The organism is Clostridium chromiireducens, assembly GCF_002029255.1.
GTDB lineage: Bacteria > Bacillota > Clostridia > Clostridiales > Clostridiaceae > Clostridium > Clostridium chromiireducens.
In genome coordinates, this window is record NZ_MZGT01000068.1 from 1 (window position 1) to 26196 (window position 26196).

The 26196-nt window shown below is 29.0% G+C and carries 27 protein-coding genes; 9 read left to right on the forward strand and 18 right to left on the reverse strand.

The genetic code is table 11. From position 1 onward, the window contains the following. Nucleotides 1-380: 380 nt before the first annotated feature. Nucleotides 381-1247 carry a class II fructose-1,6-bisphosphate aldolase gene (gene fba / locus CLCHR_RS19295; protein ID WP_079441545.1) on the forward strand — a complete coding sequence of 289 codons (867 nt, stop codon included), beginning with the start codon at nt 381-383 and terminating at the stop codon, nt 1245-1247. 44 nt (nt 1248-1291) lie between these two features. On the opposite strand, the gene CLCHR_RS19300 is transcribed toward fba, so the two are convergent. Further along, the gene (locus tag CLCHR_RS19300) at nt 1292-1972 is read right to left on the reverse strand and encodes a hypothetical protein (protein WP_079441546.1); all 681 of its coding nucleotides are present in this window, start codon (nt 1970-1972) and stop codon (nt 1292-1294) included. 359 nt (nt 1973-2331) lie between these two features. Between CLCHR_RS19300 and CLCHR_RS19305 the strand changes: the two genes are divergently transcribed. After that, nucleotides 2332-3681, forward strand: coding sequence for a [Fe-Fe] hydrogenase large subunit C-terminal domain-containing protein (locus CLCHR_RS19305; RefSeq protein ID WP_079441547.1), 1350 nt, complete (start codon nt 2332-2334; stop codon nt 3679-3681). Between the two features lie 168 nt (nt 3682-3849). Here CLCHR_RS19305 and CLCHR_RS19310 read toward each other — a convergent pair whose 3' ends face one another. Both CLCHR_RS19310 and gloA read right to left on the reverse strand, forming a co-directional pair. After that, entirely contained in the window at nt 3850-5883 is a 2034-nt protein-coding gene (locus tag CLCHR_RS19310) for a penicillin-binding transpeptidase domain-containing protein (RefSeq protein ID WP_079441548.1), read from the reverse strand. A gap of 186 nt (nt 5884-6069) precedes the next feature. Beyond that, complete coding sequence (gene gloA, locus CLCHR_RS19315; protein WP_079441549.1) at nt 6070-6447, reverse strand: lactoylglutathione lyase; 378 nt, start codon at nt 6445-6447, stop codon at nt 6070-6072. A 355-nt stretch (nt 6448-6802) separates the two neighbouring features. Here gloA and cax point away from each other — a divergent pair, with 355 nt between their 5' ends. Continuing rightward, nucleotides 6803-7849 carry a calcium/proton exchanger gene (gene cax / locus CLCHR_RS19320; RefSeq protein ID WP_079441550.1) on the forward strand — a complete coding sequence of 349 codons (1047 nt, stop codon included), beginning with the start codon at nt 6803-6805 and terminating at the stop codon, nt 7847-7849. 201 nt (nt 7850-8050) lie between these two features. Here cax and CLCHR_RS19325 read toward each other — a convergent pair whose 3' ends face one another. Both CLCHR_RS19325 and CLCHR_RS19330 read right to left on the reverse strand, forming a co-directional pair. Beyond that, nucleotides 8051-8971 carry a magnesium transporter CorA family protein gene (locus CLCHR_RS19325; protein WP_079441551.1) on the reverse strand — a complete coding sequence of 307 codons (921 nt, stop codon included), beginning with the start codon at nt 8969-8971 and terminating at the stop codon, nt 8051-8053. Nucleotides 8972-9042: 71 nt separating this feature from the next. Beyond that, nucleotides 9043-9540, reverse strand: a complete 498-nt coding sequence (locus tag CLCHR_RS19330) for a cupin domain-containing protein (protein ID WP_079441552.1) — start codon at nt 9538-9540, stop codon at nt 9043-9045. 142 nt (nt 9541-9682) lie between these two features. On the opposite strand from CLCHR_RS19330, the gene CLCHR_RS19335 reads away from it, so the two are divergent. Next, nucleotides 9683-10249, forward strand: coding sequence for a LemA family protein (locus CLCHR_RS19335; RefSeq protein ID WP_079441553.1), 567 nt, complete (start codon nt 9683-9685; stop codon nt 10247-10249). Next, nucleotides 10246-11040: a TPM domain-containing protein gene (locus tag CLCHR_RS19340; protein WP_079441554.1), complete on the forward strand. Its 795-nt coding sequence runs from the start codon at nt 10246-10248 to the stop codon at nt 11038-11040. The genes CLCHR_RS19335 and CLCHR_RS19340 overlap by 4 nt, the downstream gene beginning before the upstream one ends. Before the next feature lie 114 nt (nt 11041-11154). Here CLCHR_RS19340 and CLCHR_RS19345 read toward each other — a convergent pair whose 3' ends face one another. From CLCHR_RS19345 to yjeM, 10 genes are all read right to left on the reverse strand, one after another. Continuing rightward, the gene (locus CLCHR_RS19345) at nt 11155-11424 is read right to left on the reverse strand and encodes a late competence development ComFB family protein (RefSeq protein WP_079441555.1); all 270 of its coding nucleotides are present in this window, start codon (nt 11422-11424) and stop codon (nt 11155-11157) included. A 430-nt stretch (nt 11425-11854) separates the two neighbouring features. After that, complete coding sequence (locus CLCHR_RS19350; RefSeq protein ID WP_079441556.1) at nt 11855-13189, reverse strand: CCA tRNA nucleotidyltransferase; 1335 nt, start codon at nt 13187-13189, stop codon at nt 11855-11857. 180 nt (nt 13190-13369) lie between these two features. Beyond that, entirely contained in the window at nt 13370-14266 is an 897-nt protein-coding gene (locus CLCHR_RS19355) for a MurR/RpiR family transcriptional regulator (protein ID WP_079441557.1), read from the reverse strand. A 135-nt stretch (nt 14267-14401) separates the two neighbouring features. Beyond that, nucleotides 14402-15112, reverse strand: coding sequence for a pseudouridine synthase (locus CLCHR_RS19360; protein ID WP_079441558.1), 711 nt, complete (start codon nt 15110-15112; stop codon nt 14402-14404). Nucleotides 15113-15312: 200 nt separating this feature from the next. Next, entirely contained in the window at nt 15313-15567 is a 255-nt protein-coding gene (locus CLCHR_RS19365; RefSeq protein WP_079441559.1) for a ground-like protein, read from the reverse strand. Nucleotides 15568-15672: 105 nt separating this feature from the next. Then, nucleotides 15673-16734 carry a hypothetical protein gene (locus CLCHR_RS19370; RefSeq protein WP_079441560.1) on the reverse strand — a complete coding sequence of 354 codons (1062 nt, stop codon included), beginning with the start codon at nt 16732-16734 and terminating at the stop codon, nt 15673-15675. After that, nucleotides 16715-17611, reverse strand: coding sequence for an ABC transporter ATP-binding protein (locus CLCHR_RS19375; RefSeq protein WP_079441561.1), 897 nt, complete (start codon nt 17609-17611; stop codon nt 16715-16717). Before CLCHR_RS19375 ends, CLCHR_RS19370 begins: the two co-directional genes overlap by 20 nt. Further along, the gene (locus CLCHR_RS19380; protein ID WP_079441562.1) at nt 17595-17993 is read right to left on the reverse strand and encodes a GntR family transcriptional regulator; all 399 of its coding nucleotides are present in this window, start codon (nt 17991-17993) and stop codon (nt 17595-17597) included. Before CLCHR_RS19380 ends, CLCHR_RS19375 begins: the two co-directional genes overlap by 17 nt. Further along, nucleotides 17986-18534 (reverse strand): hypothetical protein, encoded by a 549-nt coding sequence (locus CLCHR_RS19385; RefSeq protein ID WP_079441563.1) that lies wholly within the window; start codon nt 18532-18534, stop codon nt 17986-17988. Before CLCHR_RS19385 ends, CLCHR_RS19380 begins: the two co-directional genes overlap by 8 nt. Nucleotides 18535-18793: 259 nt before the next feature. Next, nucleotides 18794-20284: a glutamate/gamma-aminobutyrate family transporter YjeM gene (gene yjeM / locus CLCHR_RS19395; RefSeq protein WP_079441565.1), complete on the reverse strand. Its 1491-nt coding sequence runs from the start codon at nt 20282-20284 to the stop codon at nt 18794-18796. Nucleotides 20285-20838: 554 nt separating this feature from the next. Between yjeM and CLCHR_RS19400 the strand changes: the two genes are divergently transcribed. Next, on the forward strand, nt 20839-21831 hold the full coding sequence (locus CLCHR_RS19400; protein ID WP_079441566.1) for a sulfide/dihydroorotate dehydrogenase-like FAD/NAD-binding protein: 993 nt from the start codon (nt 20839-20841) through the stop codon (nt 21829-21831). Then, nucleotides 21828-23105: an FAD-dependent oxidoreductase gene (locus tag CLCHR_RS19405; RefSeq protein WP_079441567.1), complete on the forward strand. Its 1278-nt coding sequence runs from the start codon at nt 21828-21830 to the stop codon at nt 23103-23105. The genes CLCHR_RS19400 and CLCHR_RS19405 overlap by 4 nt, the downstream gene beginning before the upstream one ends. Nucleotides 23106-23161: 56 nt before the next feature. On the opposite strand, the gene CLCHR_RS19410 is transcribed toward CLCHR_RS19405, so the two are convergent. Then, the gene (locus CLCHR_RS19410; protein WP_079441568.1) at nt 23162-24016 is read right to left on the reverse strand and encodes a D-alanyl-D-alanine carboxypeptidase family protein; all 855 of its coding nucleotides are present in this window, start codon (nt 24014-24016) and stop codon (nt 23162-23164) included. Between the two features lie 140 nt (nt 24017-24156). Between CLCHR_RS19410 and CLCHR_RS19415 the strand changes: the two genes are divergently transcribed. Both CLCHR_RS19415 and ytfJ read left to right on the forward strand, forming a co-directional pair. After that, complete coding sequence (locus CLCHR_RS19415; RefSeq protein WP_079441569.1) at nt 24157-24702, forward strand: DUF2953 domain-containing protein; 546 nt, start codon at nt 24157-24159, stop codon at nt 24700-24702. Nucleotides 24703-24725: 23 nt separating this feature from the next. Next, the gene (gene ytfJ / locus CLCHR_RS19420; protein ID WP_079441570.1) at nt 24726-25205 is read left to right on the forward strand and encodes a GerW family sporulation protein; all 480 of its coding nucleotides are present in this window, start codon (nt 24726-24728) and stop codon (nt 25203-25205) included. Nucleotides 25206-25293: 88 nt separating this feature from the next. Here the strand turns inward: ytfJ and scpB are convergent, their stop codons facing one another. After that, nucleotides 25294-25902, reverse strand: coding sequence for an SMC-Scp complex subunit ScpB (gene scpB, locus CLCHR_RS19425; RefSeq protein WP_079441571.1), 609 nt, complete (start codon nt 25900-25902; stop codon nt 25294-25296). Then, a partial coding sequence (locus CLCHR_RS19430; protein ID WP_169896851.1) for a segregation/condensation protein A occupies nt 25895-26196 on the reverse strand: 302 nt, incomplete at its 5' end. The genes scpB and CLCHR_RS19430, both read right to left, overlap by 8 nt.

The window sequence follows — 26196 nt, forward strand, 5'->3', positions numbered from 1 at the left end:
ATCTTACAGATTTATTATGTAGCAATGATAACTTAATCCTTTAAATAAATAAATTCGTAATAATTATAAAACATATATCAAGCCAGATTAATGCTCATTTTCGTAAAAATATATTTAAATTGTTTATTGTCATAAATATTAATAATATTGAGAATACTATTCTTATAATCATATGGCTGATTATTTTCATATTGTTATTGTAAACAATACTTATTAATTTACACAATAAGAGCATAATTTTCAATTTTATGTTTTCATATAGTAAATTTTAGAGTATAATTAAATTGAAAAAGGAAACTTAGTATGAAAAATGTAATAATAGGTTTTCTTGAGATATTATAGTTTTTATAATAAATATACAAGTATACGGAGGTCGTAAAATGTTAACATCAGCTAAAGAAATGTTAAACAAAGCTAGAGAAGGAAAATACGCGGTTGGTCAATTCAACATCAACAACTTAGAATGGACTAAAGCTGTATTATTAACTGCACAAGAAAACAATTCACCAGTTATATTAGGTGTATCTGCAGGTGCTGGAAAGTACATGACTGGATTTAAGACTGTATCAGCTATGGTTAATGCTATGATTGAAGAATTAAAAATTACTGTTCCAGTAGCATTACACTTAGATCATGGTACTTATGACGAATGTTATAAATGTATTGAAGCTGGATTCTCATCAATCATGTTTGATGGATCTCACTATCCAATAGCTGAAAATATTGAAAAGACTAGAGAATTAGTTGCTGTAGCTAATGAAAAAGGTCTTTCTTTAGAAGCAGAAGTTGGTTCAATCGGTGGAGAAGAAGACGGAATCATCGGTAAAGGTGAAGTTGCTGATGCAAATGAATGTAAGCAAATTGCTGATTTAGGAGTTACAATGTTAGCTGCTGGAATTGGAAACATTCACGGTAAATACCCTGCAAACTGGGCTGGATTAGATTTTGATGCATTAGCTAAAATAGAAGAAGCTGTTGGAACTTCTATGCCATTAGTATTACATGGTGGTACTGGAATTCCTGAAGATATGATTAAGGAAGCTATATCTCTTGGAGTAGCTAAAATCAACGTTAACACTGAATGTCAATTATCATTCCAAGAAGCTACAAGAAAATATATTGAAGCTGGAAAAGATTTAGAAGGAAAAGGATTTGATCCAAGAAAGTTATTAAATCCTGGATTCGAAGCTATTAAAGCTACAGTTAAAGAAAAAATGGAATTATTCGGTTCAGTGAATCAAGCATAATTTCATTATATATAAAAGGAGCATCTATTTTTAGTTGCTCCTTTTTAAATTGTTATTTTGATTAAACTCCCTTCAGAATCTGTGATAAAACCTTCATAATATCTATCACTAATTATCCTAGTTTCTTTATCTTTCTCATATCTGGCTTGTCTGATTCTTTTAGTTAAATCATATAGTTTTTCTTGTCCTCTATTAGAGCTTACTATCCTAGAATACACGTCAGTTGAATTCTTATTCTCTTTAGGATTGTTATATTTTTTATTTATTAACTTTAAGTTAGCTCCAGCTCTAAAGTCATTAAGATATGAAGGTAAACATCGATTATTATCAACAGCATTCTCCTCTATTCCTATATTAAAAATATTATCAGCGCGATTTTCAAATGGCGTCACATTATTAATTAATGTATATAAATTAAATTCTGAATTTTCTTCTAAACTCATTTTACTATTTAGTTTTTCAAAAATCCAATTATTACTTTTATTTTTTACAAGCTTACCTAAAATATCTAACTTCTCTCCACCAGTCAAATTATATTTACTTAAAATTTGAATAACCTCAGCAATCCTAGCATTTACTTCTACAAAATCTAACCCTTTTTTTATACAAGCTAATTGAGAAATATATTTTGTATCATTTATAATTGCGCTAGTTGAACGTTCACAATTACTTTCTTTTATTTTCTTCAAACCATCGTTTAATAAATTTAATATATATATAAACATTTTATCATCTCCTTGATTGGAATAAACTTATAAATCTATACGTTTACATCTATTGCATAATTATATTCTATTTTTCGTTTTATTTCTACATAAATTAGTGATTTCCTTATTATTTTTAATAATATTAATTTATTTTTATTTAATTTATTATTTCTCTATGATGTAAGTTAATATAATTAAGTTTCCTAATTAATTTAATAGTTTAATTAACTATTTTATTTCGATTTGCAGACTCTATAAATTTCTATTATCAACCTCTCGAAGAAATTATTATTTGCAGTTTTTAATTTGAGTATTATATTTGCTTTTGTATATATAATAATATATAAATACTATAATTTATACAATGGAGGTATCTTATGAATAATAAATATAGTGATTTATTTGATGAATTGGTTAAATCATACTATAACGGCAATTTTGACGAAACTCTTAAACGCATTATGGTATGTCATAAAAAATCACCTCAAGAAACCTTTAACATCATTAAGTCTTTATGTGGAGTTGATTTAGAGTTTGATAATAATTATGTATATAATTTAAAGAAAGCAATAACTGATTATACTGTTGAGACAAGATTGCTTGATAAAATTAAAGGATGCCCTGAATCTTGTATTAAAGATGAAAATGGAAAATACAGTTGTCAAGCAGCATGTCCTTTTGATTCTATAATATACGATAAAAAAGTAAAGAATGCTTACATAGATAATGATCGCTGTTTACAATGTGGAAAATGTGTAGACTCTTGTAAAGAAGGGTTAATTTTAGATAAGGTTTATTTCCTACCCGTTTTAGATTTAATAAAAAATAATGAACATGTTTTTGCGGCTGTGGCTCCTGCAATAACAGGACAATTTGGAGATGAGGTGACAATGGATCAAATAAGATCTGCACTTATTAAAATTGGTTTTACTGACATGGTAGAAGTTGCCTTTGCTGCTGATGCTTTAACAATTAAAGAAGCAGTAGAATTTGATAAACACGTTAGTGGACCAGACGATTTTTTTATCACCTCTTGTTGCTGCCCTATATGGATAGGAATGTTAAAAAAGGTATATAAAGAGCTCGTTCCAGAGTTATCTCCGTCTGTCTCACCAATGGTTGCTGCTGCAAGAATGATTAAAAGACTAAATGAAAATGCTAAAGTTGTTTTTATAGGTCCATGTATTGCTAAAAAAGCAGAAGCTAAGGAAAAAGATTTAAATGACGCTGTAGATTTTGTATTAACTTTCCAAGAACTTGATGATGTATTAAGAGCTTTGGATATTGAACCAAGTAAACTTGAAGGCGTTCCTTCAATTGAATATGCTTCAAGAGGTGGAAGATTGTATGCTCGAAGTGGTGGTGTTTCAACTGCAGTTGCTGATACTATTGAGGAGCTCTACCCCGAAAAATCCCAACACTTTAAATCTGCATATGCTTCAGGCGTTAAAGAATGTAAGGAACTCTTAGATAATGCTTTAAAAAGAAATATAGATGCGAATTTCTTAGAAGGTATGGGCTGCGTTGGCGGATGTGTTGGCGGTCCAAAAGCACTCATTCCACCAGAACAAGGAAGAGAAGCTGCTAATGACTTTGCTTATAACTCGGCAATAAAAGTACCTATTCATAGCAGATTACTTGACCAAGTGCTTGAAAAACTTGATATTCACTCTGTTGATGATTTTAAAAATCATGAGAAAGTTAGTATTTTCGAACGTGAATTTTAATTTTATACGTAATTTCATCTCAAAAATGCATTAAAAAATATAAAAGAGGTTAATCCATTTTTTATCTTATTAAAAGTATTAGGATAAAAAATGAATTCAACCTCTTAATAATAATCTATATAATTTTTAGAACTAATTTCCCCAAAATTTTCATAGATAAATATTATATTATTTTACAGTTTCTAATGCTTTCTTAACTTTAGGGACTACATAATGACTTCCTCCCTTATCCTTTACATCTTCAACCATCATTACAACTAACAAATTATTAGGTGCTTTATTTGTTGTCATACCTACAAACCAACCAAGTTCAGTTCCGTTTTTATCAGTTTGTGAAGTCTTTATTTCAGCAGTACCGGTTTTACCAGCTATAGTTAAACCTGCTGTATATGCTTGATGCCCTGTACCCCTCGGATTTTCTACAACTTGAACTAAATCTTGCAATACAGTATCTGCTGAATCTTTTGATACAGCACTTTCCTTCCATATTTCACTTTCTGGAGTATCCTTATAAACAAGATACGGAGTCAGAATATTACCGTTATTTTGAAACATTGTATATATTGATGCCAGGTGTACTGGATTTATTAAAACTTCAGCTTGTCCGTATCCGCTATCTGCAAGCTGTATTTCTGTCTTAAAATTCCCATCACTTGAGAATTGTGAATTAAATAAAGGATATTCAAAAGGTATTTTATCAGAAAATCCAAAATTATTTAATTTCTCTTTAAATGTATCTTTACCTATGTCTAATGCTGCTTGTGCGAAATATATATTATCTGAATAAACAAGTGCATTTGAAAGATTTGAAGGGCCTCCATAATCACTTACTCTTGTAACAGAATAATTTCCCCAGCTACTATTCTTTTTCCATGAAAGACCTGTAATATTTTTATTAGCATTTGGATCAATTTTCTTAGTATCAACTCCTATAGCAGCAGTAATTGGTTTAAATGATGAACCCGGCACCGAAATTGCTTGAAATCTATTATATAAAGGCTTATTAGGATCATTATTCAAGCTATTCCATTTATCGTTAGATATACCCAAAATAAAATCATTAGGATTATATGATGGAGTACTTACCAATGCTAATACTTCCCCTGTGCTAGGATTCATAGCAACTGATGCTCCTTTTTCCTTTGAAAGTTCATTATATAATATACTTTGCATATTACTATCAATTGTTAATTTTAAATCAGAACCATCTTTAACTTCCTTAGTTAATAGGGACTTCTTTTTTTCTCCTTCTTTATTTTGAATGTATATTTCTACCCCATCAATTCCTCTAAGTGTATCTTCAAAAGTTTTTTCTAGGCCAGACTTTCCAATCATAGAATTTTCATTATATTCTTCATCTTTATGCTTATCTAAATCATCAGCATTTATTTGTTGGATATATCCCGTCAAATGTGCGGCTTGTTCACCAAATGGGTATATTCTTGCATCCTTATCATTAATTTTAACACCGGAAATCTTAAGTAAACTTGGAATTCTTGCATCCCCTGCTGGTATAGTCTTTATAGGTACAAACATATCTGGCTTTACATAAGATGCATTCAATTGGCTGTTTATATAATCTACTGATATTTCTAGCAACTTAGCAATATCATTTATTGATTTATCCTTATCAGACCCTAAATTTCCTGGAACAATCCCAACATTAGATGCAACAGAATCAGTTGCAAGCTTTACACCATTTCGGTCTAAAATATCCCCTCTTTTAGCTTTTATTGTTTTTACTCTAATCTTATCATTATCAGTTAGATCCGGGAAAATCGTTTTTGAATTCCAATTTATAAAATAATCTTTTCCAAGATCCTTTATCATAGTTATGCTATTCATAAATTCAAACTCACCACATATTGTATCCATGCTTGTATCATAAGTTACAGTAGCCTGACTTCCATTCTTCTCAATATTTTTAATTGTTACTTTTAAATTACCTGCTTTAATCCCTTCATAAATGTTTTTATTTCTCGTAACAAAGTCGTCTTTTGATAACTTTTGTTTGGTCTCAGCATCTGTTAATTCATACATTTTTTCATAATCTTTAGCATTAATTAAGTTGACATATTCAATTAATCTATTTTCGGGTTTATGTTTGTTATTATATATGAAAAATGCTATTACGCTTAAAATAAACGGAATAACCACTATGCCAACCCCAACAAATATATATGTGTTTTTCCTTTTCTCCATAACTATACCTCTTTACTTTAATCTATGAATAAATTATATCACAAGCACTTATACAACGATACATACGCCTCATATTCTGTAAATTTCAAAAGAGATTGCTTTAAAACAAAACAATCTCTCTAACTCTTAACTAGCTTATAAACTCAACTTATATTATATATTACTATTTACTCAATAAAATACTTACTATTTTCTTATTACTTCTACCATATATCCATCTGGGTCAGTTACAAAGTAATATCCCGGTTTTTCTCCTGGCAAGCCCTTTAGTGGAGTAACTTCATATCCCATTTCAATATGTTTTTCTCTCATTTCTTCTAAGTTTTCAATACCTATTGCAGTATGACTAAATCCATTTCCAATATCATACTTCTCCACTCCATAATTATAAGTAAGCTCAATTTCATATCCACCAATTTCATTTGATAGATAGACAAGAGTGAATTTATGTTCAGGAAAATCTTTTCTTCTAGTTTCTATAAGTCCCAAAGCATCTCTATAGAATTTTAAAGATTCCTCTAAATTTTTAACTCTTATACACGTATGCAACATTTTTACTGCCATTCTAGTACCTCCTTAGTTATTATTAATTTTAAAATTCCTAATCAGTTCAAACCTAATCTTTAAATTAAGCGTAATAAATAATAAGCAATTTATTATTTTATTATACAATATTTTCTTATTAATAATATACCATATAATTTAAATTCTAAAAATAGTTTGAAAAAAAATTATAATTCAGTTATTATTTATTGAAATAACTAGCAAAATATAGCATAATTAAGTTTTATAAATTATAATATTATATATCGCCAAATTATTAGTTAAGCGCATATTAATATTTGATTTCAACTTTTTTAAAATTCATAATTAAGTTATAGAATTAAGTACACAGTAAATTAAGGAGGATAATTATTTTATGAAACCATTAAAGTATATGCTTATTTTTATTCCAATAAGCATTATTGCAGAATTTATGCATGTGTCTCCATCAATTATGTTTATACTTGCAGCATTGTCGATAATTCCTTTAGCAGGACTCATGGGAGAGGCAACAGAAGAAATTTCATTTTATTCTGGCCCTAAAATAGGAGGCTTTTTAAATGGTACTTTCGGAAATGCTACAGAATTAATAATATCTTTTTTTGCTCTTAAGGAAGGCCTATTTGAAGTTGTTAAATCTTCCATAGCTGGTTCAGTGATAGGAAATATTCTTTTAGTTCTTGGAGCAAGCATGCTTGCAGGTGGCTTAAAACATAAAACCCAGACTTTTAACAAAAAAGTTGTGGAAGTTTCTTCTAGCATGCTTTTATTTGCCGTAGTTGGCTTGTGTGTGCCTGCATTATTTACACATACTGTTGATTCCTCACTTCTAAACACAAAATATGAAGGATTAAGCATTATTGTTGCTATAATAATGTTTGTAATATACATATTAAGCTTAATCTTTTCTTTCTTTACTCATAAAGATATTTATTCAGTCGATCACGAAGATGAAGGTGCTACGGCAAAATGGACATTGAGAAAAGCTATATTAGTATTAGTTGCCGCAACAGTATTAATAGCAATAGAAAGTGAGTTTTTAGTAAGCGGCATAGAATCTATTACTGAAAGCTTTGGACTTAGTGAATTTTTTGTGGGTATAATCTTAATACCAATCATAGGAAATGCTGCCGAACATAGTACATCTGTTGTAATGGCAATGAAAAATAAGATGGATGTTGCTATCGAGATAGCTATTGGATCAAGTTTACAAATTATACTATTTGTTGCCCCAGTTTTAGTATTTTTAAGTTTACTCTTTACTCCAATGAGCATTATATTTAATGAATTTGAATTAATTGCATTGATAGTCGCAGTGTTAATAGCTAACAGAGTATCTAATGATGGAGAATCCAATTGGCTGGAAGGAGTGCAGCTCCTTGCTGTATATTTAATAATTGCAGCATCATTTTTTATATTATAAATTGAAAAAGTACCTAAAAGCTAACTATTAAAGTTTACTTTTAGGTACCTTTTCTGTTTAAAATATACATTCTTATTTCAAATAATTATGTAACTTCTGATTTTTCAGCCAATTTACTAATTTCTTCTGATACAACTTGAAAACCACATTCGTAATCAATATCTGAAATCTATATTTTAATTAGATAATTCATATAATGAATTAAAACCATTTATTTTTTTTGAACCAAAGAATACATAAAACAACTATACAAATACTTACGAATATAACAACTGGGTAACTATAGCTCCAACTATATTCAGGCATATTAAAATTCATTCCATACCAGCCTACTATAAGAGTAAGTGGTAAGAATATTGTTGTAACAACAGTAAATAATTTCATTAAGTTATTTTGATTTATATCCACTTGAGCTTGATATGCTTCTCTAACTTGTGTAACATAATCCCTTAAATTATTTACTCCTTGATATAGACGATTCGTTCTATTAGTAAACATTCTGAAATATTTTATTATCTTTTTTTCAATTAATCCGTTATCATTTTCTTCAATTGATTCTGCAATATTTATGAGCCGCTCATAATATCTTTTTAATTTCAAAAGCTTCTTCCTTAGAATAATTATTTTGTTTAAATAATTGTCTTTTTTAGAAGTTATTAATCCCTCCTCAAGTTCTGCAATTTCATATTCAATCTTTTCAATCCAAGCTGTATCCTCAAATGTAAGTTTATCGAAAAAGTAATATAATATCTTACTAAGACTTGTAAATTTCACTTCCCCACTTTTAGCCCTTGAGATGATATCATCAATAATGTGAAAATTATCGCCTATAAATACAAGAATACTTTTTGTAAAAAAAATACAGACTTTTTTAGATGGCTTTAAAACATCTTTTACATTTGGAATCTTTATTGAGATATAATCAAAGCCTTCATAACTTTCAAACTTTGACGTTTTGCCATTTAAACATTCAAAAAGTATTTTTTCATTTATAGATAATTTTTCTGCATATTGTGAAAGTTGAGCAAATGTTATTTTACAAATAAAAGACCTTTCACCGTTTTGGCTGATGTTATCAATTGATTCTTCAACGAGTATATCATTTTTTAGTGTATATATCATATTAATCACCTATTTTTAATTTTCTTCTATTTTACTATTTTTTCAATCAACGCATGTAAAATAATCAATAATTATTTTGTAAGCTTTAAAATTAATTCTTTATATTGGGGATATTTTTCCAACAAGTATATTTTTTCAAACAATTCAAAATCTTTAAATTCAAATCCAGGCGAAACCATACATCCTACTAAAGCATATCCTTTATTATTCATTGCGGAACCAAATATATAGTTTTTTGGCACCAATACTTGAGGTTTCTCACCTTTTTCAATATTTAAGCCAAGCTGTTCTATAATGAGCTCCCCTTCTGGATTAATCATATAGATTGTTAATGGTGAACCAGAATGGTAATACCACATTTCATCTGATTTTAATCTATGAAAATTTGAAACCTCACCGTCTCTTAATAAAAAATATATGCTCGTCCACAGCCTTCTAATTTCTGTAGATTCAGAGGTTGTTCCTCTTACAGGAATGTTTTCATCAGATGCATAAACCTCCTTGTAATAACCCCCTTCTGGATGAGCAGTCATATTTAAGTTTTTAACAAAATAATCTGCTGTATACATATTATTACTCCTTCTATAACTTATTAATTTACTATGTAAATAATATTATAAACAAATTTATTTTGAAAAACTATGTTTAAATAAAATAATATAAAATCTATTTTTGCACATAATAAAAATAGTATCAAAAGGAGGTTTATTTATGAATAAAGGTATGAAAATTGCAATTATTGTAATTGGAATCTTAATTATTATTGGTATTCCTGTTAGTGGATATAATCAATTAGTATCTTTAGAGCAAACAACAAATTCTGCTGCTTCAAATATCGATACACAATTACAAAGAAGATCTGATTTAATTCCCAATCTAGTTAATACTGTTAAGGGTTATGCTGCTCAAGAAAAAACTATATTTACAGACATAGCAAATGCTAGAAGTAAACTTGCAGGCGCTACAAATGTACAAGAGCAAGCTACTGCTGATACTCAACTTTCTGGCTCTCTCTCAAGATTATTAGCTATAGTTGAAAATTATCCCGAATTAAAGTCAAATCAAAATTTTAGAGATTTATCAGTTCAGTTAGAGGGAACAGAAAATAGAATTGCTATTGCGAGGCAAGATTATAATACAGCTGTAACAAATTACAATACTAAAAGAAGAAAATTCCCTATTAATATAATTTCATCAATATTTGGGTTTCAAGAAAAACCACTTTATAAAGCAAGTGAAGGTGCAAAAGACGTTCCTTCAGTGGATTTCACTAAATGATAGAGACGTTTAAAAATAAACGTATATATTGTTTTATATGTTTTCTTCTTTTAATAACATCATTTTTTTGTTATGAAGTAAAAGCTGAAACTAACATTCCTTCTCCTACAACATTAAAATATGTAAATGATTATTGTAAAGTAATTAGTCAATCGGAGTTGAATTCTATAATTTCTATCGGAAAAGAATTAGAAGACAAAACAGGAGCACAAGTTGTTGTAGTAATAGTAAATTCTACAAATAAAATTCCCATTGAAGATTATTCTCTTAATCTTTTTAGAAACTGGGGAATTGGGCAGAAAGGTAAAGATAACGGGTTACTTATTCTTTTATCATTAAATGATAAAGCATGGCGAGTAGAAGTGGGGCGTGGACTTGAGGGAGCAATACCTGATGTTCTCAGTAATAGAGTTATGGAATCACTCGCCAAACCATACTTTGTTAAAAATCAATTTGGAGAAGGTCTTCTTAATTCTTATAGTACTTTTTGCGATTATATTGCTAAAGAATATAATGTCACTCTAGATAAGTCGTTAAATATATCTTTACCAAATTCAACTACAGTAGTTAATAATACAATTGGGAAAATTTTTGGAGGCATATTAATTAGTTTATTTCTTTTAGATATTATTTTTAATAAAGGAAGAATATCTTATTCACTATTACATTTTATGTTTTGGAGTAGTTTTTTTAGAGGTAATGGTCCAAGAGGCGGTTCGTCTGGAGGAGGTGGATTTGGAGGGTTCGGCGGTGGTTCTTCAGGTGGCGGCGGTTCAAGTGGTAATTGGTAAGGGATTTTATTAATTAAGATAGTTTACTGTATCATTTCCCTATGAAGAAATTACACTTACAATTTCTTCATATGACTAATTACTATCTTAATTAAATATACCTATTTGGGTTTGTTATCTATCATGATTAGGGTTGATACTAACTTTATTAATCGCTTTAGTAACTTGTACTATAATATCCGTTTCTACTTGTTGTTTAGTACTTTCTAGCTTAGCCATTATTTTACCTAAAGGTGTAGCAACATAGTATGGCTTAAGATTATTTAAAGCTAATGTGTAAATATCTCTTTTACATTTATCACATTGACAACCATCGATTTTTTCAATCAAAACCTCCATATATTCCCTTACCCATATTTCCATGTAGTTAATAACATTATCCATTATCTTTTCTCTCCCTTTATTGTTACAGTAAATATACTCTTATTAAACATTGCATTTAATAATTTCCACATAATTTACTGATGGCGCAATTATACTTATTGTACAACATTTTCACTTAAATGAAAAGTATTGAATCAGTAATATTTTCATATATAATCCATTTTTTTAAATTATAGTATATTTTTTTATTTTACCATGTATTTACACAATTGATTATACTGTCTTTTACATAATATGTAAAGGTTGAAATCTAGTCTACTAACTTTTTATACATTATATTAATATGCTTAATAAAAAAACAAAAAATGAATAAAGAAGGTAAATTTGTTTTTTATCACCAAACAATTATTGTACCTTCTTCATTTTACATAATAATCCACTAAAAAAACAAATTCTATACCACTTGGCCGTTCTTACTATCTATTATCTATTATTCATCTTTAATCTTTTTTGCTATTTCAAAAAGATCTTGCTGATTATTTAATTCTGGATATTCTATAACTATCTCTAATAATTTTTGCAATGTCTCTCCTATTTCTTTGCCTTTAACAAATCCTAAACTTATTAAATCTCCCCCATTGATCTTCAAATCCTTTAGATTAAAACATTCTTTTTGCGCTATTATTAGATTTAATTTTTCTTCAACTTCAGCTAAATTCTCTAGCCTTTCCCATCTATAATCGGGATTTTGAGCTAATATATCTGCTCTTTGAACTTTTATGAGATCTCTTAAAAGTTCCTCACCAATCTTATTTAACATTCTTTTTACTGATAATTTACTCTTCAAAGTACAATCATGGTACTGTATAAGTGTTAATATTTTTTCTATTGAATTATTATCATATTTTAATGATTTAAGTATTTCTTTTGATAATCTCACTGATTCTTTTCCATGACCATAATAATGTGAAATACCTTTTTTATCAATTCTTTTAGAAATAACCTTTCCCAAATCATGTAAAGCCATAGTTAATCTTAAATATAGACTCGGCTCTATTGACTCAATAGACAATAGAGTATGACTATAAAGATCATGTATATGATATGGATTATTTTGATTGAAATTATAAGTTCCTTTGAACTCAGGAATAATGAATTCTAAAAGTTCACATTCTCTTAAAATATCTATTTTTCTTGGGTTATAAAGTAATATTTTATTGAATTCATCTCTTATTCTTTCTCGTGATATATTTTTTATATTATTTTTAAGCTTTTTTATTGAACACAGAACATTTTCACTAATGTTAAAATCAAGTTGGGCTGAAAATCTAACTGCCCTTAGCATTCTTAAAGAATCTTCATTAAACCTTTTTTCTGGTTCACCTACTGTTTTGATAATTTTATTCTTTAAATCTTTAGCCCCTTCAAAATAATCTATTAATCCCACTTTATAGTTGTATGCCATAGCGTTTATTGTAAAATCTCTCCTTGCTAAATCTTCCTTCAATGAATCTACAAACTCTACTTCCTTTGGATGTCTGTTATCCTCGTATTCTCCGTCAGTTCTGTAGGTCGTCACCTCATAATTTTCTCTATCAAGGACAACCGTTACAGTTCCATGCTTTAACCCCGTTAAAATAACTTTATCAAATAATCTTATTACTTCTTCAGGTCTAGCTTTAGTTGTTATATCCCAATCTTTGGGCTCTTTATTTAAAATAATATCACGAACACAACCGCCCACGATAAATGCTTCAGATCCACTTTCGATTAATGTGTCAATAATATATTCAACATTTCTAGGCATATTCACTAACATACTCATAAATCTATCTCCTTAAAATTTCAACTTTTTATATTCTTACTTTAGTGAGTTCCATTGTATAAAGCAATAATAATCTTCCACTGACAAATAAGCACTATAATACATGATTATTTTATAAAAGTGAGCTGTTCTCGTATTTTTCCGAGAACAGCTCACCACTTATATTATCTTTATATATGTTTAATCATCAGATACATTTCTATTATTGTATGAATAAACATTATATGTTTGCCATATTTGTTCTAAATTTCCGAATATGTCTGAAATATTTTCTTTTTCTCTCATTCCAACAGCTATTATCAATGCATTAATTACTGATAATGGTGCAACTAATGAATCAACAAAAGATGCCATATTACTTTGTGCTATTAATGTATAATCAGATCTTGATGCTAGTGGCGATAATAAACTATCTGTAAGTGCTACTACTTTTGCACCCCTATCTTGAGCAAATTCTAAAACATCTATTGTCTTGGCTGCATATCTAGGAAAACCAATTCCAATTACTAGATCCCCATCACCTACATTTATCATCTGCTCGAATACATCGGATATCCCATAGCTTACAATTTTGACATTTTGAAGTATTATATTAAGATAAAATCCTAAAAATTCAGCAATAGCTGTTGAACTTCTAAGGCCTATGATGTAAATTCTTTTTGCATCAAATATGCTTCTTACAACGTCTTCAAATGTATTTTGATTTATTTTTTCTAAAGTTGCTCTTATATTTTCCATATCTGCTTTAAGAACACCCTTTAAAGCGTCTCCATCCGAAAAATAATCATTTCTAAGTTCTAGCCTTTGAACTGTAGTCAGCTTATTTTTTATAAGTTCTTGCAATGCCTTTTGTAACTTAGGATAACCTGAAAATCCCAGCTCGTTTGCAAATCTAACTACTGTTGATTCAGATACTCCTACTGAAATTCCAAGCTTTGCTGCTGTCATAAATGCAGCTTTGTCATAATTTTTTAATATGTACTCTGCTATTAGTTTTTGCCCTTTACTTAACCTAATAAATTTCCCTTGAATTAATCTCATCAAATCTTTACTATTTTCGTTATTTATTTCGTCCATCTTTTGCCTTCCTGTTATCACTTTGAATAATATTAATTTAATTCTATCATCTTATCTCCAAATGTTCAATAAATAACTGATTATTCACAGAAATTATTAAAAATCTGCAAGTTTTTATTTACTTACTGTTATTTTCTATAAATTATTTATATATTCAAGTTCTTCTTTACTTAACTTTCTATATTCCCCTCTTTTTAAGTAACCTAATTTTATTTCTCCAACAGCTATTCTCTTTAATGATAAAACTTCATGATTTAAAGCTGCGCACATTTTTCTTATTTGTCTGTTCTTTCCTTCATGTATTCCAATTTCTACTGTTGAAACATTCCTATCATAGCTTAAAACATTTATTGTAGCTGGAGCTGTTATATATCCGCCAATATCAATACCAATTTCAAATTTTTGAATATCTCTCTCTAAGATTTCACCTTTTACCACAGCTATATATTTTTTTATAAGCTCTACTCTTGGATGAATAATCTTATTATAAATTTCTCCATCATTTGTTAATAATATCAATCCTGAGCTATCATAGTCCAATCTACCTATTGGATATATCCTTTCAGTTGTTTTAACAATATCTAGAATTGTTGTCCTGCCTTTTTCATCCTTAACAGAGCTTATATACCCTTCTGGTTTATTAAGCATTATGTATACTTTATTTTCTTCTTTCTTTATAATTTCACCATCAACCTCAACTATATCTTTTGATGGATCTATTTTAATTCCTGGTTCATTTACTAAAACCCCATTGACTTTAACTTTTCCTTCGGCTATAATTTCTTCGCATTTCCTTCTAGATGCAACACCACAACTAGCCATATATTTCTGTAATCTTTCTTCCATAACTTTAATCACTCCATAATTTTAGTTCTTTATATAAATAATTCCTCTTCCGTAATTTAAATTATATCTTTTTAAATAGTATAATACAACTTTCAGAATATTATTATTTATGCATAAAAGATAATAGAAACGCTGATTACAGCGTTTCTATCATCTAATTATAAGGCCACTATACAGTTGATTCCTTAAGATTAATCAAATTACCAGAAAAATCCTCCGCAACCTGCTCCGCCACCAAGGAATAAAATTAATAAGATCCAAAGCCAGCTTCCGCAGCCTCCAAAGCCACCGCAGCCTCCTCCGAAACCTCCACCGAGGCCTCCTCCGAAACCACCACCGTAGCCACCGCCACCATATCCACCACAGCCACAACCACAGCTATTACAGCAGCTAGGTTGGCATTGGCAACATGGAGTACATTTACAACAGCAACAATCTTTTGAACGTCTAGACATGTTTATCATCTCCTATTCTTTTGTTAATATATACTATTCAATCTTAATATTTTTTGTTCTTTTTTGATTGAAATAAATATTATATAAGAGACTTTTTATTATTCTTTATACGAAATTTCTTATTATTTTTCTAAGAATTTTATATATAGCGAATGCTACTACTGCAATACATGCTATATCGGCTCCAAATGCTTTAAGAAAATTTTCTCCAAGTAAAGCTGGTGCCCCATTTTTATGCTGCAGGTTGTTAATATAATTCTCCAAGAGAAGAAATGCCCCAAATGAACCTACAGCTACTGATATTATGGTAACAATAATTTTCTCATTAACCTTAGATGAAAATATTTTGTTACATTTCTCTAATCTAAATTTTCTTTGAACAATATTATATATTATAATCAATGAAACAATTATGATTGCAGTGACTACAATTTCAATTGAAAGATTATTAAGAGTAATATCTTTTACTGTAATCTCATCAATTAAAATTTTTGAATATCTTCTAAACTCTTGATTAGGGTTAACTAATTCCAATTTATCTAATAAGCTATAATTATCCCCTACTCCGAAGTATCTTAAAATATTAATTATTTTCATAAATATTATAAAAATAGAAAATGGAACTATAGAAATCATGCTCACAAAACCTATTACTGAATTTGAGAACATTGAATCTATAATTAACATAGAAATGATTCCAATTATACCAAACAAAACTATTTTCAGAATTTCTATCAATATAATAGTTTCATAACCTTCAACAATATACAATAATTCTCGATTACCTATATAAGACATAGTTGCAATATATGCATAGGTTATAACAAAAAATATTAATGTAACTAGTAGACTTATTAATTCGTTATATTTAATTTGTTTCTTTGTATAAGGGCCACTAGATAAGAACATTTCAGTATTCCTTTTATTAATCCCTTTTGCCATAGAATAAATGCCTATAAATATTACCCCTAACATTATATATTCATATAATCCAGTAGCATGATAATAATTATCGAAATTATTTGCTATCTCATTTTTTACCATGGATAAGTTTCTTTTTATAATCATGTTTGCAATAATACCCCATACAAAAATGCCAATTCCAATAGGTGCTTTTGCAGAGTTGAACCATGCATATAATAATCCCTTATTTAAATACTTTTTCATAGTTCTCCTCCTTGTCAACTTTATATATAAAAACATCCTCTAGGCTAAGATCAATTTCCTCAATAAACAATGGATTGAATTTCCTTAAACTTTTCACAAAATTTTGGTCATACTCATCTGTTATTATAGTAAACACTCTACCAACTTTATTTATTTTAAAGATTCCTTTTAAATCTAAGTCTTCCTCATAAACAGGCTCATTAAATGCTACTTGTATTTTTCGTATTTTATTTTTCATATTCTCTACCGAGTTTTCATAGGTAATTATACCATCATCTAAAATAGCAACATCATCACAGATTCTCTCAAGTTCATTTAAATGATGTGAACTTATTATAATTGTTGTATTATTCTCAATAACCTCATCTATAAATATCTTAAGAAGCTTATTTTTTAGTATTGCGTCTAAGCCTGATGTAGGTTCATCTAGTATTAAATATTTTGCATTAATTGAAAATGCAAGAACTATTGAAAGCCTCATCTTCATTCCTTTAGAAAGTTGAAAAATATATTTATTTAATGGGATATTAAATGTTCTATTCAACTCATTAAATTTTTCTTCATTAAAATCCTTATATGAATATCTATAATATTTTAATATGTCGCTTACTTTGAAATTAGTTTGCATTATATTTTCATCTGCCACATACCCAATTTTACTTTTAACTTCAATATTATCGTAAACTTCTTGTTCATCATAAATTATGCATCCTGACGGAGAAGAATATATTCCAGTTAAGCACCTTAGTAACGTCGTCTTACCAACTCCATTTGGTCCTATTATGCCAAATATCTTCCCTTCCTTTATTTTCAAGTTTATATTTTTTAGGATTTGTTTCCCCTCAATTTCGAAAGAGAGATTATTTACTTCTATCATTATCACTCACCCCTAATTCAGAAAATATCTGAAGTGTCATTTTCATAAATTCTTCCTTACTAATTCCCCCATAACTAGCTTCAAGTATAAGCTTTTTTAATTCCCCTGAAATGTACTCCATTTTCTTCTCATCTACTTTCCCTTTATAATTATTTGTTATGAAAGTCCCCTTTCCACGTAGAGTTTCAATTACCCCTTCTCTTTCAAGTTCTCCATATGCTTTACTTATCGTATTTGGATTGATAGTTAAAATTGATGATAATTCTCTGACAGATGGTAATTTTTCTCCACCTTTTAATGCACCTTTTAATATTAGTTCCTTTATACCAAATTCAATTTGTTCATAAATAGGAGTGCTACTCCTCGGATCTACTCTAAGCATCAGCGTTGCCTTCTTCGTCAAATCTATCAGTGTTATATTCCTTAATATAATCTATAACTAAGCCTTCCCCTTCATCAACAAGTACCAAATCAATGGTAATTTTTTGTGGGTCGTTATATTTCAACTTTCCTTGACCAGTATACATATAATGATATGCATCAACATTTAATCTAATTGGCTCTTCAATTGTGATTGGATGTCGTTTAGAAAAATTATTTCTAAGGATTTCATATTCATTTAAAATAGATTTCTTTTGCTTATCATTTAGATCATAAATTCTCTTAATATCAATTTTCCCGTAATGAAAATTTAAATCTGTTAGTCTCTTCCTTTCTGAAAAACATTCTTTCAAATCATTTGTTTGCGTTATTTCTCCATTATCTTTACTTCCTACAAGTGGTTTATCTTTCATTTGTTCTAACAGCTCACTAGCAGTATTAAAGTGTTTTTGTTTCTTATACATCAGTTCTTCACTCATTCCAAGAAAAGCTGTGAGTATAATAAATACTCCAATTATCACTACAACAGTAGATTTTTTCATATTTCATCCTCCTATTTGTATTAAGTGTACTATTTCAAGTAGTACACTTAAATTATATTAAATAATAAATAGGTAATCAACTAAAAACTTCTTTATTATTTCTTAAGATTTTCTTAAAAATCCAATTAACGGAAACTACTTTAAAAACTTTGAATATATTTATATCTCCAATTAATATAACGAATGATCGTACATCTTTTATCAATCCATAAAAAATAACTAGAGTCAAAATCACTCTAGTTATTCTATAAATCATTATTTATTTTCTCTTTTCACTACTTCCATAAATTAAAGACGCCAGGATGATAAATAATATTGGTCCTGCAATCATAGCTATTGCTGAACTATAATTTCCATTTAAAGCTGGTTCTATGATAGTAAATATGTTCGCAAAGCCAACCACAGCAGTTACTATAATTCCTACAACTACTGCATTTTTTTTATTCCTTATCATTAAGAAAGGTTTCTTTATGTTATCCTTTTTTCTAAATGAAATATACGAAATAGACAAAAATAAATATGGTAAAGTCATTGCAACATTTGTCATATCCACTAATAATCTAAAAAATACTTTCGCGCTGCTTCCCCCCATTGAAATAAATATTACCATAACTGCTACTATAAAAGTCTGAATTTTCATCGCATTTATTGGCATTTCATTTTCATCAATAACAGACATCTTTCCAGGCCACAGTTTTGCAGGAGTACCTTCGATTAATTGTTTTAGTGGTGCATATGATAGTGTAAAAAATGCTCCCGTTAATGCTAAAAACATGGATAATCCAACAAACCTAGCAAGCCAATTTCCCATTTGTGTTGCTATATCAACACTTAGCCCAAGTGATTCTCCAATTGTATACCCTAAGTTGTTCATAACAACATAAGCGATGTTTCCCATATTTACATTTTCACCTGATAATTTTCCAGCCCAATTTGTAAATATACCTATCAAGAAAATCCCAAGAGAGTATCCAACTGAAATTATAGCTGCTGCTATAAGAATTCCCTTAGGAAATGTCTTTTCCGGATTTTCTGTTTGATCAACAAGTCCACTAACTGCTTCAATGCCACCATATGCAAATAAAGCAAAAACCAAAAATGATAAAATCGAACTGATAGTTTGATAGCCCGGATTTGGCGAATTAACAAATGACATAGCTGATGTAATAGGTTCTCTAAATTGTCCCTTATTGAGTGCAAATACAATAATTGCCCCTATTATAAGAACTATATTTAAAATCGCAACTGCCATCCCACCAACTGATGTTATTTTAGTTATCTTACTTATTCCTCTTTTTGATATTGTAAATGTTGCGTACACCCACATAACACCAAGTATTCCTAGCACTTGAGTTGAATTCAAACCAGCTATTCCCCACTTTGATGTAGTATCTACTCCGAAGATTGTATTTGATAATGGTATCCAAATAACTGAACATATATTTATCATCCAAACTACATATGAAGCATACCACATAAAAACTCCCATAAATGCGAATTTAGGACCTACAGATTTCTCCATCCAAGAATAAATTCCACCTTTTTCATTTTTAAAAGCTGATCCATATTCTGCCATCATGAATGCAAATGGAATGAAATATGTTATTCCACCTAGGATGAACCATGGAATTGCTCCATAACCCATAAGATAAAAGGATCTAGGCATATTTGCAAATCCAAAGACAGAAGTGAAAATCATTAGTATTAATGTAATTAAAGTCAATTTCTTTTGTTTTTCGTTTTTAGTCATTATTATAACTCCTTATTTTTTTCATTTCGTGTAATAAAATTTAATCTACTTTTATTATTTACTTGCATTATTAAAATTATTGATGAAATAAATAATTAGCTTTGTTTTTATATATTTACTTCATTATGATTTTAATTTGCATCTGAGAAATTCATATCAACATATACTAAGCCATAAATATAATACTATCTATACTTCGTCATTTCAAATTATCTATTTTATCTTTTACTTATAAAATTTTTAATATTTTTGACAATTTATTAAATCAACTCAGCTTTAAGATTTAATTTGAAAACCATTTATCTAAATTACTACCTTATTGCTATTAATTTTTAATATCAAATATAGATAAGTAAGCTCTCTTTATATGCAACATAACAAGATTCTAATTTGCTCTAATTTCATTTTTTCAAAGGAACCCTCAAAATATGACAATTAAAATATAAATAAAATATAAAATTATATTCTAACTAATTTTAATAAGCTATTTTTGTAGCAAAATAAGTCTTTTGAAATAATCTATTATTAGAAGCAATTTTATCTTAGGAGAGAAAATGGTAAAAGAAGCTATTGATTGTATAGATGCTGGAACTGAATACTGCCCCTGTAAACTTGCAGAATATGGACAATGTTTAATTTGTTCTCAATGTCAAGGTCAAGTATTTTGCGACTGTTTAAATTGGAAGGGAGTTTGTATTTATCAAGAACTTCATAATAACGGATATAAAGCAAAGGAAGGACGCAAGACTTTTGACTGCAATGTAGAGGAAGTAATAAATAATAATAATAATAATCTGATTATTATTAAATTCAAAGCACCACATAAGTTAGTTTTGGATTTAGTTAAGCCTGGAAGCTATATATTTATAAGGACAGATGATAATCATTATTTTGATATTCCTATTTCAATTATGAATTCCGATATAGAAAATGATATAATTTCAATTGCTGTTGAAATTAGAGGAATAAAAACTGCTAAATTACTAAACACAAAAGCTAATGAAAACATAGTAATAAGGGGGCCTTATTGGAATGGCGTCTTTGGAATTAAAAATATATTGGCTCAAAATAATACTAAAGCCTTAATTCTTGCAAGAGGTATTGGGCTAGCTCCTATGATGCCTGTAATTCGTAAACTACTTTCTCAAAATAATGAATTACAGGCTGTTCTGGACAAAGATCCTTTTAATGTAAATTTTGCTACTGAACTTTTAGAAAAATATAAAATTAAAACTTCTGAAAATTCTTTACTAGATAAAGGCCAACTTTCTGACCATGCAAAGGTCATAATTAAAGATGCTCTCGAAGATGGTGTAACGTTCATCCATATTGCAGGTGCTGATATTTTGACTTATTCTGTAATTAATTACCTGAACGAAATCAATAGAAACGACGTTGTTCTTTCTTGCTGCAATAACTTTAAAATGTGTTGTGGTGAAGGTATTTGTGGCGCTTGTACCTCTAGATTTTCTGGCCATAGAGTAAAAAGATTCTGCAAAGAGCAGGCTGACCCAAGAAATATTTTTGAAGGGAGAAGATTTATATGAAGGTTATTATTATTGGTGGAGGTTGGTCTGGTTGCGCCGCAGCAATTTCAAGCAAGAAGGCTGGTGCAGATGTTACTGTAATTGAAAAAACAGATTTATTACTTGGCCTTGGTAATGTCGGTGGGATAATGCGTAATAATGGACGTTTTACTGCCGCAGAAGAGCTTATTGCTTTAGGATGTGGAGATTTAATTGAAATAACAGATAGAATATCAACTCATAGAAATATAGATTTTCCTGGACACAAACATGCCACCCTTTATAATGTAAATATGATTGAAGGGGAAGTTAGTAAATATCTAAAATCTTTAGGCATCAATTTGATGATGGAAAGTAGAGTAAATGATATTAGCTTTGATGGACAAAAAATAAACGGAGTTAATTTAAGTGATGGAACTTATATTGATGGAGATGTATTTATAGAAACCACTGGTACAACTGGCCCTATGGGCAATTGTTTGCGTTATGGGAATGGATGCTCAATGTGTGTCTTAAGGTGTCCATCATTTGGACCTAGAATAAGCATTAGTGAACGATGTGGCGTTCCAGATATTCAAGGAGAAAGAGGCGATGATATATTAGGGGCATTCTCTGGGTCTTGTAAGTTAGCTAAAGAAAGTTTATCTGATGAGATTAGAAACGAGCTCGACTCTAAAGGTGTTGTTATTTTAAAAATACCTCAAGAAGATATAAATTATGATAAATTAAGCACAAAGGTATGTCAACAATATGCTTTAAAAGAATTCGCCGAAAATATCATTTTGCTTGATACAGGACATGCAAAGTTAATGACTACTTACTACCCACTGTACAAGCTAAGAAAAATTAAAGGATTAGAAAATGCTAAATATGTAGACCCATATGCAGGAAGTAAAGGTAACTCAATACGATACTTGTCTGTAGCACCACGAACTAATGACCTAAAAGTCACTGGTGTGGATAATTTATTCTGTGCTGGTGAGAAAAGCGGTTTATTTGTCGGCCATACAGAAGCAATTTGTACAGGTACTTTAGCTGGTCATAATGCAGTAAAACTTGCAATGGGAATGCCACTTTTGATATTACCATCTTCTATTGCAATTGGAGATATAATAACTTATGCAAATGAAAAGTCTTTGACTAGAGAAGGAAGAAAGGACAGATATACGTTTGCAGGATCTGTATATTTTAATAGAATGAAAGATTTAGGTTTATATACAACTGATATAGATGAAATAAGAAAAAGAATACAAAAAGTAAATTTAGATAATATATTTAACCAAAAAATTTGCTAACCTATATTCATATATAAATTAAAGCTACCTAATGTTTAGGTAGCTTTAATTTATAGTTATACTAATTCTTTTACCGTATGGTTTCCAAAAGCAACTTTTTCTAGTACATGATTATATATTTTATCTGTCACATTCCATCTATCTGGACAGTTTAAAACAACAATTATTATATCTTTACCATTATTATTTACGGATGATACTAAACACTTTCCGGCTTGGCCTGTATACCCTGTTTTAACGCCATTTGCTCCCGGAATTTTCCATAATATCTTATTGATATTATTATAATCTCTAGTAAAATTATATTTATCTTTTGAAATTGATTTACTTCCTACAACTTCCCTAAATAACTCGTAATCCATACCTTTAGCCGTAAGTATAGCTAAATCATAAGCTGATGAATAATGATTACTGCTGTCAAGTCCATGTGGTGATTCAAAATGTGAATCTAATATTCCTATTCCCCGTGCATAATGATTCATAATTTCAGAAAATCCTTCTATAGATCCACCTAATTCTTCAGCGATTGCAATAGCTGCATCATTTCCTGATTTAAACATCAGTCCAAAGATTAATTCTCGTAAAGTTATTTCTTCATTTACTTTATAGCCAACTGTAGAACCTCTAATACTTGCTGCTTTTTTACTTATAGTAACTTTTTTATCTAACTCGCCATGTTCAATAGCAATAAGAGAAGTAAGTATTTTAGTTGTGCTTGCCATTGGAACTATTTCATAAGCATTCTGCTCAAATAAAACAGCCCCCGTTTCTTTGTCCAATGCAATCGCACATCTTGCATTAACTCTAAAGTTTGTATCATTCTTCCCTTTAGCACTTACACTAATATTTAATATTTGAGTCAAGATAAGGCCTAGTATTAATATCGAAATCTTTATAGTACCCTTCCTCATAATTAATCACCTTCTAAACTTACTATTTGGTTCTAGTTTCCCTTTAAAATAATTTTTTAAACCTAGTTTTATCAAACTTTAGGTTTAAAATTTTTCTATTAGTCAATAATTAGGATGTATACCTATTGGGGAGGAACTTTATGAAATTATTTTTTATTGTTTTTGGAATTTTATTAATATTTTTTATTCCTATTCCTATTAAGCTTAGTATGTACTTTTCTACAGTAGATTATTATATAAAATTATATAAAATTACTATTTTCTCAAAAAAAAAGCGTAAAAGCAAAACTGATTCTCGAAATAGCAAACCGGTCGTAAAAAAAGAAGGTGAATTTTTCTCTAAATTTTACAAGAAAATTAATTTTAGCTCTTTAATAAAATCCCTATATCATCTAAATTTGAAATTCAAGCCGTCATTGCGCATAAAATTATCACTTGACTACTCATTAAATGATGCTGCAAGAACTGCAATATTTTATGGTATATTGTCTCAACTTAACCCAATTATATATATTACACTAAAACGTCCTTTTCACGTAAATAGATATAATATTAAAATTAACCCAATATTCGAAGACAGGTTTTTACTAAAAATTGAAACTTCAAGTATAATTTTCTTGTCCTTTGCAAACATTATATATATAACAATTATATTTCTAAAAATATTATTAAAACAAGGGAGGTGACCCCTGATTTTAGGGGGGTAATTATGTCAAGCGAAAAACACGTTGAAAATTTAATGTCTAGTACAATGGAAAATCTTAAAGATATGATTGATGTAAACAAAGTAATTGGAGAAGCAATTGAAACGAAAGATGGCACCTACATAGTTCCTGTCTCAAAATTAAGTTTTGGTTTTGTTTCAGGCGGAAGTGAATATCAATATGAGAATTCCGACATTTCTAGTTCAGCTTTTCCATTTGGTGGTGGTTCCGGTGCAGGTGTTTCAGTTAAGCCAGTTTCATTCTTAGTTGTAAAATCTGATGGTGTTAGAATGCTGCCAATTAATCAAGATACTACTTATGATAGAATTGTTGATACTGTTCCACAAGTACTCGACATGGTTAAAGGTATGATAAAAGATTTGTGTAATAAAAATAAAACAAATGAAACAAATAGTACTACTAATATAACAAACATTACAACTACAGACGAACATTTAGCCAGCGAGGATGATAGTGTTGATTAATTAATCAGAAACTTTAATAAAATTCATAGGAGAAATATAATTTGTTTATTATACAATTTCTATTTCTCCTATTAGTCTTTAAGTGTAACTATTCCATCTCTACTTCCTTTTCAATTAAATTATCTTCAAGCAGATCTTCTTGTCCAAATAAATCTAGCGAAGGTAGCTGCTTTAAATCACTTAATTCAAATTGTCTTAAAAATTCATCTGTTGTCCCATAAAGAATTGGTCTTCCTGGCACTTCCAATCTTCCAACTTCTTTTATAAGTTCCTTTTCTATTAATCGTTGAATCGCGCTATCTGATTTAACTCCTCGAATTTCATCTATATCTATTCTTGTAATAGGTTGTTTGTATGCTATTATTGCTAAACTTTCTATTGACGCTTGGGAGAGTGACTGCCTTTTATTTTTCTTTAAAAGTTTTTGTATGTAATCAGAATTTTCAGCTTTTGTGACTAGCTGATAATTCCCTTTAATACATATTATTTTTATCCCTCTACTCAAATCTTCATATTCTTCTATCATCTCTTGAATAAGTATTTCAACTAACTTGTCCTTTTCTTCAAGATGATTTACTAATTCCTGCAAACTTAACGGCTCACCACTTGCAAATAATAATGCTTCAATTGCCGATTTCAAAGAATTCTTTTTTATATCATCCATAAATGGAATTTGAAGCCCTTCATCTTTATGCATCTTCCGTTCTCCTCTCTATCAATATATTTCTAAAATTATCACTCTGATATACTTTAACCATTCTTTGTTTTATCATTTCAAGTAAAGCTAAAAAAGTTACAACACACTCTAATTTACATTCACAATTTTCTATAATTTCATAAAAGCTGTTTACATTTTCATACTTAAGTTTATTCATAATATATTCCAGCTTATCTTCTATTCTGTATTTGTCTACATATATTTTCTTCTGTATAACATTATTTCTATTCTGTTTATTATTATATATTTCTAGTAAATTATTATATATATTAT